The 12,422-nt window shown below is 65.3% G+C and carries 11 protein-coding genes; all 11 read left to right on the top strand.

From position 1 onward, the window contains the following. Positions 1–59: 59 nt before the first annotated feature. The 11 genes from ACLQ3C_RS10030 (at position 60) to ACLQ3C_RS09980 (ending at position 12,392) form a co-directional block, all read left to right on the top strand. Entirely contained in the window at positions 60–1,289 is a 1,230-nt protein-coding gene (locus tag ACLQ3C_RS10030) for an ABC transporter ATP-binding protein (RefSeq protein WP_425704912.1), read from the top strand. 6 nt (positions 1,290–1,295) lie between these two features. Further along, positions 1,296–2,102 (top strand): MlaE family ABC transporter permease, encoded by an 807-nt coding sequence (locus tag ACLQ3C_RS10025; RefSeq protein ID WP_425704911.1) that lies wholly within the window; start codon positions 1,296–1,298, stop codon positions 2,100–2,102. 2 nt (positions 2,103–2,104) lie between these two features. After that, positions 2,105–2,977: an MlaE family ABC transporter permease gene (locus ACLQ3C_RS10020; RefSeq protein WP_425704910.1), complete on the top strand. Its 873-nt coding sequence runs from the start codon at positions 2,105–2,107 to the stop codon at positions 2,975–2,977. A gap of 3 nt (positions 2,978–2,980) precedes the next feature. Then, positions 2,981–4,312 (top strand): MCE family protein, encoded by a 1,332-nt coding sequence (locus tag ACLQ3C_RS10015; protein WP_425704909.1) that lies wholly within the window; start codon positions 2,981–2,983, stop codon positions 4,310–4,312. Continuing rightward, on the top strand, positions 4,309–5,391 hold the full coding sequence (locus ACLQ3C_RS10010) for an MCE family protein (protein WP_425704908.1): 1,083 nt from the start codon (positions 4,309–4,311) through the stop codon (positions 5,389–5,391). Before ACLQ3C_RS10015 ends, ACLQ3C_RS10010 begins: the two co-directional genes overlap by 4 nt. A gap of 7 nt (positions 5,392–5,398) precedes the next feature. Next, on the top strand, positions 5,399–6,517 hold the full coding sequence (locus ACLQ3C_RS10005) for an MCE family protein (protein ID WP_425704907.1): 1,119 nt from the start codon (positions 5,399–5,401) through the stop codon (positions 6,515–6,517). Further along, on the top strand, positions 6,517–7,872 hold the full coding sequence (locus ACLQ3C_RS10000) for an MCE family protein (RefSeq protein ID WP_425704906.1): 1,356 nt from the start codon (positions 6,517–6,519) through the stop codon (positions 7,870–7,872). The genes ACLQ3C_RS10005 and ACLQ3C_RS10000 overlap by 1 nt, the downstream gene beginning before the upstream one ends. Before the next feature lies 1 nt (position 7,873). Beyond that, on the top strand, positions 7,874–9,142 hold the full coding sequence (locus ACLQ3C_RS09995; RefSeq protein WP_425704905.1) for an MCE family protein: 1,269 nt from the start codon (positions 7,874–7,876) through the stop codon (positions 9,140–9,142). After that, positions 9,139–10,422, top strand: a complete 1,284-nt coding sequence (locus ACLQ3C_RS09990; RefSeq protein ID WP_425704904.1) for an MCE family protein — start codon at positions 9,139–9,141, stop codon at positions 10,420–10,422. The genes ACLQ3C_RS09995 and ACLQ3C_RS09990 overlap by 4 nt, the downstream gene beginning before the upstream one ends. Before the next feature lie 105 nt (positions 10,423–10,527). Beyond that, complete coding sequence (locus ACLQ3C_RS09985; RefSeq protein WP_425704903.1) at positions 10,528–11,292, top strand: hypothetical protein; 765 nt, start codon at positions 10,528–10,530, stop codon at positions 11,290–11,292. After that, positions 11,292–12,392, top strand: coding sequence for a hypothetical protein (locus ACLQ3C_RS09980; protein WP_425704902.1), 1,101 nt, complete (start codon positions 11,292–11,294; stop codon positions 12,390–12,392). Before ACLQ3C_RS09985 ends, ACLQ3C_RS09980 begins: the two co-directional genes overlap by 1 nt. Positions 12,393–12,422 lie beyond the last annotated feature (30 nt).

Raw genomic sequence — 12,422 nt, 5'->3', positions numbered from 1 at the left:
CCGAAGGTGGGCTCCCACGTGCGGGAGTTCACCGGGGGCAGCGATCGTCTGGAGGAACTGTGGGTGTAGAGGTCAGCGTCGAGGGGCTCACCAAGTCGTTCGGTTCACAGAATATTTGGCGTGATGTGAGCCTCACGTTGCCGATGGGTGAGGTATCGGCGTTGCTGGGGCCCTCGGGTACCGGTAAATCGGTGTTCTTGAAGACCCTCATCGGGTTGCTGCATCCCGAGCAGGGGTCGGTGATCATCGACGGAACCGACATCACCCAGTGCTCGGCCAAAGAGCTCTACGAGATCCGCAAACTGTTCGGTGTCCTCTTCCAGGACGGCGCGCTCTTCGGTTCGATGAGCCTGTACGACAACATCGCGTTCCCGCTTCGTGAGCACACGAAGAAGAAGGAAGACGAAATCCGCCGGATCGTGATGGAGAAGATCGAGCTCGTCGGTCTGACCGGTGCCGAGGACAAGCTGCCGGGCGAGATCTCCGGCGGTATGCGCAAGCGCGCCGGACTGGCGCGGGCGCTCGTCCTCGATCCGCAGATCATCCTCTGCGACGAGCCGGACTCCGGACTCGACCCGGTGCGTACCGCCTACATCTCGCAGTTGCTGATCGACATCAACGCCCAGATCGACGCGACGATCCTGATCGTGACGCACAACATCAACATCGCCCGCACCATCCCCGACAACATCGGCATGCTCTTCCGCAAGGAGCTGGTGATGTTCGGACCGCGCGAGCAACTGCTGACCTCCGAACAGCCCGTCGTCAAACAGTTCCTCTCCGGCGATCGCTTCGGTCCGATCGGGATGTCCGAGGAGAAGGACGAGGCGGTCCAGAAGCAAGAAGAGGCGATGCAGGCCGCCGGTATCGGCGGTGGTGGTACCAGCGACGACTTCTCCGAGATGATCCCGCAGGTCCAGCCGAACCCGGGGATGCCCGAGCGCAAGGCCGTCGCCCGGCACCGCCGGCGGGTGCTCGAGTTGCTGCCGACGCTGCCGCCGAACGCTCAGCGCGCGATTCGCGAGTCGATGGAAAAGGAAGACGAGCTGCTCGCCACCACCCGGGCCCACGAACAGCACACCGAAGGCCATGCCGGGGCAGGCCAGGGCGAGTGGAGCACCGCGGCCGGTGGCGTCGCCACCGCCGAGGCCCCGACCGACGTCTACGAGTTCGGCGGCAACGACGCCCCCACCCAGCAGTGGGAGGTGCCGCCGGTCGGACGGGCCGATCAGCCGACCGAGCAGATCGACACCACCAAGAAACCTCGACACGGCGACGGGCGGAGCTAGTTCAGCATGGTCAATGCCACCACCCGTGGCGCCGACAAGATCGCACAAGCCGGAACGAGTGCCCTCGCCCAGGCGGGGAATATCGTTCAGCTGTTCGTCGACGTTGCGCGCCAGACCTTCGTACGCCCCTTTCAGTGGCGTGAATTCGTCCAGCAGGCCTGGTTCATCGCCAGCGTCACGATCCTGCCGACGGCCCTCATCGCGATCCCGTTCGGCGCGATCGTCTCGCTGCAGACGGGCTCGCTGATCAAGCAACTCGGCGCGGAGTCCTATACCGGTGCCGCGAGTGTGCTCGTGGTGATCCAGCAGGGTTCACCACTGGTGACCTCGCTGCTGGTGGCCGGTGCGGCCGGATCGGCGGTGGCCGCCGACCTGGGGTCGCGCACCATCCGCGAAGAGATCGACGCGATGGAGGTACTCGGCATCAACCCGATCCAGCGCCTCGTCGTGCCACGCGTGCTGGCGATGATCCTGGTGGCCGTGCTGCTCAACGGCCTCGTCGCGGTCGTCGGCATCGGTGGTGGTTACTTCTTCAACGTCGTTGTCCAGGGCGGCACCCCGGGCGCATATCTCGCATCGTTCAGTGCGCTCGCACAGCTTCCGGATCTATGGGTCTCGATGGTCAAGGCGGCGATCTTCGGTGTGATCGCCGGTGTCATCGCCGCCTACAAGGGACTCAATCCGAAGGGCGGCCCCAAGGGGGTCGGTGATGCGGTCAACCAGAGCGTCGTCATCGCCTTCCTGCTGCTGTTCCTTGCCAACCTGATCATCACGGCGGTCTATTTGCAGATCGTCCCACCGAAGGGGAGTTAGCCGTGACCGGTGGTGTGACGATCGCGAAGAGCCGCCCGGAGTACTACCTCTACGAGGCGCGCAAACTGGCCGGCAAGCCGTTGAAGGTTCTCGACGGTGCCGGCGAGCAGATGTCCTTCTACGGCCGCGCCCTGGCGTGGATTCCGAAGACGCTGGTGCATTACACCCGCGAGGTGCTGCGCCTGCTGGCCGAGGTGGCATTCGGTACCGGCGGTCTCGCGGTGATCGCGGGCACGGTCGGCGTCATGGTGCTGATGTCGGGGTTCACCGGCGTCGTCGTCGGTCTGCAGGGCTACTCGGCTCTCGACCAGATCGGGTCGCAGGCGCTGACCGGCTTCCTCTCGGCCTACGTCAACACCCGTGAGGTCGCGCCACTGGTGGCCGGGCTGGCGCTGTCGGCGACGGTCGGCTGCGGTTTCACCGCCCAGCTCGGTGCCATGCGGATCTCGGAGGAGATCGACGCGCTCGAGTCGATGGCCGTGCCGTCGATCCCGTTCCTGGTGTCGACGCGTGTGATCGCCGGATTCATCGCGGTCATCCCGCTCTACGTGCTCGGGCTGCTCGCGTCGTATCTCGCCTCACGTGAGATCACGGTCATCTTCAACGGCCAGTCCGCGGGCAACTATGACCACTACTTCAATCTCTTCTTGCCACCTGCCGATGTGTTGTGGTCGTTCGGCAAGGTGCTGATATTCGCCTTCGTGATCATCCTCGTGCACTGCTACTACGGCTACTACGCCAGCGGCGGCCCCGCCGGTGTGGGCGTGGCAGTCGGTCACGCCGTACGTGCCGCGCTGGTGCTGATCGCAGTGCTCGACTTCTTTCTCGGGCTGGCGATCTGGGGAACCACCACGACCGTCAGAGTGGGAGGCTGATCGATGGGCACCGTTGTGCGCCGCAGACTGCTCGGCGTCGCCTTCCTGGTTGTCGTCGCGCTGTTCTTCACGGTGACGATCATGAAGTTCAACAAGACGTTCACCGACTTCACGACCGTCACCCTCACCACCGACGCCGTCGGAAACGCGTTGCCGGCGAACGCCGACGTCAAGGCGCGCGGCGTCGTCGTCGGCGAGGTCCGCGGTGTCGAACCGGCATCGGACGGCACCGTCAACGTCGAATTGGGACTCAACCCCGACATGGCCTCCCAGATCCCGCAGTCGACCACCGCGCGCATCCTGCCGAAGACCCTCTTCGGTGAGCGCTACGTCGATCTGCAGGTGCCGACCACGGGTGGGCAGGGACTGGAGAACGGTGACGTCATCAAGACCGACAACAGCGGCAATGCCAAAGAGCTGCAACAGCTCTTCGACAAGCTGCTGCCGGTGCTCGACGCCATCCCGCCGCAGGATCTCAACGTGACGCTCACCTCGCTGTCGAATGCGCTGCAGGGACGCGGTGAAGAACTCGGCGACACCCTCGACAACCTCAACAAGGTCTTCGTCGGCGTCAACGGTGTGCTGCCCGATCTGCAGGGCACGCTGCGCGGCCTCGCGAGCTTCTCGCAGACCTACTCCCAGGCGTTGCCCGACGTCATCGACGCGCTCGACAACTTCCGGACCACCTCGAACACGATCGTGCAGCGACAAGGCGATCTGCGGACCCTGATCTCGACCCTCGGGGTGGCCGCGACCGACACCACCGGATGGTTGCAGCGCAACGGCAACAACCTCGTCGACCTGGTCGTCGACTCGGAGCAACTGGTGACCGGTCTGGCCAAGCAGTCACCGACCTTCAGGTGCACCTTCCACAACTTCGCGACGATCCTCCCGGAATCCCGCAAGATCGTCGGTGCGGGCACCCAGAATCCTGGTGTGCGAGTCAACCTGCAGTTCGTGAACCCGCGTGGGCGCTACCTGCCCAACCAGGACGAGCCGCGGTTCTTCGACACAGATCCGCCTGCGGTCTGCTACGAACCCGCGACCAACGGGCGCCCGTTCCCGCAGTACCCCGGTGGCGGTCTCGCCGACGGCTCCTACCAGCCGCCCTCGCGTAACCCCGGTCCCCGGAATGTGCAGACGCTGCCGCAGCCGCAGTTCACCACCACCCCGGTCGGTGTCATCAAGTCCTCGCCGTTCGACGATCCGGCGTTCCGGACGCAGTTGAAGATGATCTACGGCTCGGCGGATGGGACCCGGCCGGCCGACGTGCCGACCTGGGTCACGATGATCGGTGGGCCGGCCCTGGCCGGCGCGGAGGTGCACATCAAGTGAAATCCATGGTGGGACCACTGATCAAACTGATCGTGTTCGCAGTGGTGACGGTGGTTGCGACGAGCTTGCTGGCGTTGACGATCGCCAACTCCGGCGGCGACGGCAACAGCAAGTACGGGGCCGTGTTCGACGATGCCGCTTTGCTCAACAAGGGCGACGACGTCCGGATCGCCGGCGTGCGTGTCGGGCAGGTCACCGACGTGGCCGTGTACGACCAGAACAAGGCGATGGTGAAGTTCAACATCGACCGGTCGTCGTTGCCGCAGGGCGCGCAGCTCTACATCCGGTACCGCAACCTCACCGGTCTTCGGTATCTGGCCGTCGAGCGCGGAGCCGGTGACCAGGACACGTCGGTGTCGCCGGGGTTCACCTTCGGCACCGACCCGAACGTCCGGGACACCCATCCGGCGGTGAATCTGACCGAGTTGTTCAACGGCTTCAAACCGCTGTTCCGGCAACTCTCGGCCGCCGACGTCAACACGCTCTCCGACCAGATCATCAAGATCTTCCAAGGGGAGAGCGGCGACATGTCGTCGCTGATCTCCAGCACCTCGTCGCTGACGAACTCGCTGGCCGACCGGGACAAGGTCATCGGTGAACTGATCACCAACCTGACCTCGGTGCTCGACACCGTCAACAAGAACGACGAGCACTTCAAGTCGCTGCTCGACAACACCGAGCAACTGGTGACCGGGCTTGCCGCACAACGTGGTTCGGTGGGATCGGCGATCACGTCGGTATCGCACCTGACCACGGTGACCGGGTCGATCCTGTCGCAGACGCGACCGTCGATCCAGGGTGACATCGCCGGGCTGAAGTCGCTGGCCGATCAGGTCAACGCCCGCAGCTCCGACGTCAACGACATCCTGAACAACCTGCCGGTGAAACTGCAGAAGATCGGCCGGGCGGCGACGTTCGGCTCGTGGTTCCAGTTCTACATGTGCGGCATCGACGTCGTCGCGGGCAACGGCAAGTCCACGCTGCTGACCCAGCCGATCGTGCCGCTGCCCGATATCAATCACGTGCTCTACACCAGCGCGGCGACCCGCTGCTGGAAGAACAACAGGCCCGGGGGGTGATGACAAGATGACCGACAGCGAGAACACACAACGCGGCGACGCCGCACAGACCACGTCCTCGACGGGCGCGGCCGGTGATTCGACGCCGAAACCGTCGCATCCGCATCGCCGCTTCGGTGGCCGGCGCAGTCCGGTGTCGATCGGGGGGATCGGCATCCTGATCGTGTTGATGGTCGCGATATCCGCGTTCTATCTCACGTCTCTGCCGCTGGTCGGCCAGCAGGCGACCTACCATGCGAAGTTCACCGAGGCCGCCGGACTCAAGTCCGGTAACGAGGTGCGCGTGGCCGGTGTCAAGGTGGGCGAGGTGAACGACGTGACACTCGACGGCGACCGCGTCGACGTCAAGTTCCGCGTGTCGAACACGTGGATCGGTAACCAGACGCAGGCCTCGATCCAGATCAAGACGGTGCTGGGGCAGAAGTATCTGAGCCTCAACCCCCGGGGCAGTGAAGCCGCCGATCCCGACGTGCCGCTGACCGACACGGTCTCGCCGTACGACGTCATCGAGGCGTTCTCGGACGCGTCCAATCAGATCCAGGACCTCGACACCACGCAGCTGGCCACGTCGATGCAGTCGCTGTCGGAGGCCTTCTCCGGTACGGCGGGCGACATGGGGCCGGCGCTCGACGGCATCGCGCGGCTGTCGAACACCATCGCCAGCCGTGACCAGCAGGTGCAGAAGCTGCTGCAGGCCACCAAGGACACCTCCAAGATCCTCGCCGACCGGAATCAGACGTTCGTGAAGCTGATCGCGGGGGCCGGGCAGCTGCTCGACGAGCTCAACAACCGGCAGAAGGACATCTCGGCACTGCTGGCGACGACGACGACCCTGTCGAACGCGCTGACGGGCATCGTCCACGACAACGAGGCGCAGATCGGCCCCGCGCTCGATTCCCTCAAGGGTGTCAATGACCTGCTCAAGAAGCAGAATGCCAACCTGCGGGCGACGATCACCAACATGGCGCCGTTCTACCGGCTCTACGCCAACGTGCTCGGCAACGGCCGCTGGTTCGAGTCGGTGGTGACCAACCTGCTGCCGCCTGCGCTGCCGCAGCAGAACACCACCCGCCCGCCGAACAAGCAGGCAAATCAGAACAACGGCGGAACGGGGGCCACCGGATGATGTCCACCGCACCGGATCTGTCGAGGACCTCCGGTCCCGGACGCTGGTTCACCCCGCGTCACATCGTCTACATCGTGTTCGGCGTGATCATCGCCCTCATCGTGGCGGGCGTCCTGTGGTGGGCGTTCTCCTCGGTGGGCACCACCAAGGTGACCGCGACGTTCCACCGCACCGTCGGCATCTATGAGGGCTCGGAGGTGCGAGTCCTCGGTGTCCCCGTCGGCAAGGTGGATACGGTCGAGGCGTCCGGTGATTCGGTCAAGGTGACCATGACCGTCGATCGTGGCGTCAAGTTGCCTGCCGATGTGAAGGCCGTCCAGGTGATCCCGTCGGTCGTCGCCGACCGCTTCGTGCAGCTGACGCCGGCGTACTCCGGTGGCCCGCAGGCAGGCAAAGACGTCACCTTGGGGTTGAACCAGACGATGGTCCCGGTCGAGATCGACCAGGTCTACCAGAGTGTGCAGAAGCTGTCGGAGGCGCTCGGGCCCAACGGTGCCAACAAGAACGGCGCGGTCAGCAACCTCATCACCACCGGTGCGAACAACCTCGGTGGCAACGGTGAGAAGCTCGGCGCGGCGATCGAGAACCTCTCGAAGGCCAGCACGACGCTGAGCGACTCGCATGGCAACTTGTTCGACACCGTCAAGAACCTGAACACGTTCGTCGGGGCGCTGCGCGAGAACGACACGCAGGTGCGCCAGTTCAACACCCAGATGGCCGATTTCAACAGCTTCCTTGCCGGCGAACGCCAGCAGCTCGGGACAGCACTGAACCGGCTGTCGATCGCGCTCGGCGACGTCGCCGGATTCGTCCAGGACAACCGCGAGCAGATCGGACAGACGCTCAAGGATCTGGAGCCGACCACGCAGGCCCTGCTCGATACCAAGACGTCGCTGAAGGAGGTGCTGACGGTGCTGCCGCTGACGATCAACAACCTGATCAACGCCTACGACGCCGAGTCCGGCACACTCGCGATGCGGCTGGACATCCCCGACCTGCAGAACCTGCTCGCCCCGGCGTGCAAGTTCCTCGACCTGGGCCAGTTGGTACCCGGCAACCCGGCCGCCAAGCAGTTCAGCGACACCCTCGCACCGATCATCAACCAGTGCGTGAACATCGCGACCCAGGTCAACGACAAGGTGCTGACGCCGATCCTGCCGGTGCTGCCGTTCGGCATCATGAGCAACAACAAGCTGCAGCAGTACCCGGTCCCGGGCACCGTTCCCGGCACCCCGGATCCGAATCTGAGTCCGGGACCGGCGAGCACCGGCCGCGCACCGGCGGCGGCAACTCCGCGTCCGTCGGCGAGCCGCCCGGCCTCGACAACGGCCCGACCAGGAACGGGAGGCCACTGACATGGCGCTCTTGCGAATCCGTGGGCGGCTGGTGGCCGCACTGCTGAGTCTGGCGACCGTGGTCCTCGTCGCCGGCTGTGGGAGCAACGGCATCCAGTCGATCCCACTGCCCGGCGGGGTGGACGTCGGGGACAACCCGCGGACCTACACGATCCAGTTCAGCAACATCCTGGATCTGGTGACCCAGTCGGCGGTGAAGCAGAACGGCGTCGCCGTCGGCCGCGTCACCAAGGTCGAGGTACCCGACAACGAGTGGTATGCGCTCGTCACCATCAAGGTGAAGAACGAGATCGATCTCTCCGATCAGGCCCGTGCCGCCGTACAGCAGACCAGCCTGCTCGGTGAGAAGTTCGTCGCGCTCGACGACCCGGCGCCGGCCAACGCGGCGCGTCAGGCTCAGGGCCAGCCGATCCCCATGGATCGGACCCGGACAGCGACCGATATCGAGCAGGTGCTCGGTGCATTGTCGATGCTGCTCAACGGCGGCGGCATCAACCAGCTGCAGCCGATCGTGACCGAGCTCAACAAGGCATTCGATGGTCGTGCCGACAATGTGAAGAGCCTGTTGCACAATGCGTCGTCGCTGATTGCCGGGTTGAACCGGCAGCGTGACGACATCATCTCCGCAATCGACGGACTCAACACGCTGTCGTCGCGTGCCAATGCGCAGACCGATCAGATCAATCGCATCCTGCAGGAGTTGCCCGCGGGTGTGGCGGTGCTCGAGGAGCAGCGTCCGCAGTTCGTGGACCTGCTGACCAAGCTCGACAAGCTCGGGCAGGTCGGTACCAACGTGCTGGGCCGGGCTCGCGACTCGATGATCACCGACCTCAAGGCGTTGCGCCCGGTGCTGACCGAATTGTCCAAGGCCGCACCGGATCTCATCACCGCGGCACCGTTGATGCTGACGCATCCGTTCCCGGATTCGCTGCTCCCCGCGGTGCAGGGTGACTCGACCAACCTGTTCATGACGCTGGACCTGCGCACGCTGAACCAGCTCGAGGCGCTCGGTGTGGGCCAGGGCAATCCGGTGTACTCGCCGCCGAAGCGGCACAACGTGGCGGTCAATTCGGCCAACCCGTATTACAAGGGCAACGGTCCGCGGTACGGGTGGCCGACGATCACGCTGCTGCCGCCGAACCGCAATTCGCGGCCCGGTCCGAACACCCCACCGTCGGGTGGGACCTATCCGGCCAGCTTTGCGCCGGTTCCGGGGCACGGGCAGGGTGTGCTCGACGGCACGCTCGCACAGATGGGGATGGGCGCATGATCAGCAAGATCGCCAAGATCCAGTTGGTGGTGTTCGTCGTCGTCGGCATCGTCGCGATCGTCTACGTCGGCGCGAAGTATGCACGGCTGGACAAACTCGTCGGCATCGGCAACTACACGGTGACCGCTCAGATGAAGCAGTCCGGTGGCATCTTCACCAACGCCGAGGTCACCTACATGGGCGTACCGGTGGGCCGCGTCGGAGCGATGACGCTGACCCACGACGGGGTGAACGTGAAGCTCGATCTCAACTCGGGCGGTCCCCAGATTCCGGCATCGTCGAAGGCGGTGGTGGCCGAGCGGTCGGCGATCGGTGAGCAGTACTTGGATCTCCAGCCGTCCGGGTCGACGTCGGGACCGTTTCTGGCGGACGGGTCGACGATCGAGCCGGAGAACGTGTCGGTGCCCGCGCCGCTCGAGGACGTGGTCGCCTCGGCGATCGACTTGACGAACTCGATCCCCGTCAACGATCTGCACACGGTGATCACCGAACTCGGTAAGGCGTTCAACGGACAGGGCGACAACCTCACCAGGCTCGTCGATTCGCTGAACACCTTGTCGAAGGCCGGGGCCGACAATCTGCCGGAGACGATCTCGCTGATCCAGAACTCCAACGTGGTGTTGTCGACGCAGGCCGACCAGTCCGACGCGATCCTGACGTGGTCGCACAACCTCAACCTGATCACCGCGACGCTCGCGTCGGCGGACCCGGATGTGCGCCGCCTGCTCACCACGGGCACGGCGTCGGCGACGCAGTTGTCGGCGCTGATCCAGAAGAACGGCAACGATCTCGGGAAGGTCGTCGGTGATCTCGCCGAGGTGTCGCGGACCATCCAGCCGGCGACGTTCATGACGTCCGGGACGTTCGCGATGCTCTCGGCGTTGTCGGCGGGCAGTCACACCCCGGCGCCCGGGGACGGTCAGATCCACTTCGGCATCGTGCTCGAGATGAACAACCCCGCCACATGTACCAAGGGGTATGAGAGCACCTACAAGATGATCGACGACATCAAGAAGAAGGACCCCACGTTCGACATCCGCTACGACGACTTCCCGTTCAACAAGAGCGCCTCGTGTGATGTCCCGTTCGGCAATCCGACGGGCGTGCGCAGTGCCGATCGGACCGAATACGCCAACCCCGACACCCCGCAACCCTGGGACAACACGCCCAAGAAAGACCCCGACAAGCTGAACCTCAATCCGCTTGCCACCCAGCTGGGCTACCTGCTCGGTGTGCGGCCGGTGAACCCGGGCGGATTCGGTTACGGCGTCGGCCAGTGACGAAAGCCACTGCATGACGGGCGCCCTGCGACCCGTCCGACACGCAAGTTCGAGAAGAAGGAGCGATTGGCAACCTCTCAGGTCCAATCGTTACAGTGACGCGCGATGACCACAAAGAGTGACCCGAAGCGGTCCAGTACGCCCCAGAAGGCCGACAAGACAGCCAAGGGGGCGAAGGTGCAGCAGGGCGAGAACGCCCGGACGGGCAAGACCCGGACGGGCAAGACGCCGACCGGCAAGGCGGACTCCGGTGGTGATCGCCCATCGCCCACGGGCTCGGCTGTGGTCCGCAACATCGCCGGGGTGGTGGCGATCGTCGCCCTGGTCGCTGCGATCGCCTGCGTGGGCTGGTTCGGATACCGGGCCTACGAGGTCTATGCCGTGACGCAGCCCACCCAGCAGTCACGTGATGACGCCACGGGTGCCGCCGAGCAGGCGATGCTCAACGTCACCACGATCGATCCGAAGAAGATGGACACCTTCAACCAGCGGCTGCAGAGCAGCTTCGCCGGCGACGCGCTCGATCAGGTGCGCCAGCAGGTGGTGGCCACGCTGAATCCGCAGCTGCAGAAGGCCGGTGCGGAGGTCGGGTCGACGACCTCACGGGTGGTGCGGTCCGCGCCGACCGAGGTGAATCGCGACGAGGGCACCGCACAGGTGCTCGTCTACCTCGCAGTGAGCGGCCAGACGCCCGGACAGGCGACCGAGACACCCCACACGATGGGATTCCTGGTGGGCATGCAGAAGTTCGGCGACACCTGGAAGGCGGTGAAGGTGAGCCCGCTCGACGGCATCTCCTACGCCGACGACGGGTCCGCAGGAAACGGCCAGCAGCCTGCCCCGACCGACGCCCCGGCAGGTGGTAACTGATGGCACGCACCCCACGCGATCCCCGGCCCGGATACCGGCCCAAGGTCGCCGGATCGCGCCGATCTGCTGACGACACGGCCGAATCGGTGACGCCGGAGCCGGCTCCGAACGAGGAGCCCACGGTCGGCGAGACGGCCGCACCAGAGACGGCCGCACCAGAGACGGACACCGTGGAGACGACTGCAGCGGAGGCCGCGGTTGCCGAGCCGGGCGCTGCCGAGCCCGTCGAGAACACCTCTTGGTCGTCGGAAGAAGCTGCGACGGAAGAGGTTTCGCCCGAGTCCGGCACCGGTGAGTCCGGCACCGGCAAGTCCGGCGCCGATGCGGACGAGGCCGACGCCGTCGAATCCGATGCCGTCGAATCCGATGTCGAGGGTGCGACGATCTCGCTGACCAAGCAGACCTCCGATGCCGCGGAGCCCGAACGCCCCGCGGGTAAGACCCGGCCGGTGTCGCGGGTGTCGACGATCAAGCCGCAGCCCGCCGCTGCCAAGCGGGGAAAGACCCAGCGCGGCAAGGGAACCGGATTCTCGGGGCCGGGTCGTGACAAGGCGGCGGCCAAGGACAGGGCAGCGCGCAATCGGGCCCGGCGTGGCTGGTTTCCCGGTCTTGTGATCGCGATCGTCGCCGGGGCGGCGGTGGTGCTCGGCGTCGTCGCGCTGGTCCTCGGTCTGCATCCGGGGGCGAGTGTCAGTGCGAACAAGGCATTTGTCGACCAGAAGGCGACCACCGATCTCACCTCGCAGGCGCAGTCCAAGTTCTGCACGGTCCAGGCGGCCCGCAGCAAGGACTTCGACAAGTGGGTCGCGTCGGCGCGCGCGGCACTGACAGGGGAGGCACTCACCCAGTTCAACCAGGGTGTGCCGACCATCAAGGAGCAGTTCGGCCAGCAAGACGTCACCAACGACTGCAAGGTCGACGCGGTGGGCGTCCGGGATCTCTCCGGCAGCTCCGATGGGTCCACCGCACAGGTGGTGTTGAACTTCGTCGCGTCGGGAACCGCGAACGGGACCCCGACCCAGAGCGTCATCGGGCGCTACCAGCTCGGCCTGGTCAAGCACGGCGATCAGTGGGTCATCGAGAGCTACGGCGACATCTGACGCCTCGAACCCCGGAAAGTTGTCGGATGG

Origin of the sequence: Gordonia sp. DT30 (assembly GCF_049844915.1) — a bacterium.
Taxonomy (GTDB): Bacteria; Actinomycetota; Actinomycetes; order Mycobacteriales; family Mycobacteriaceae; genus Gordonia.
Note: the sequence above shows the minus strand (reverse complement) of the source record. Positions and strands in the feature narration are given on the sequence as shown.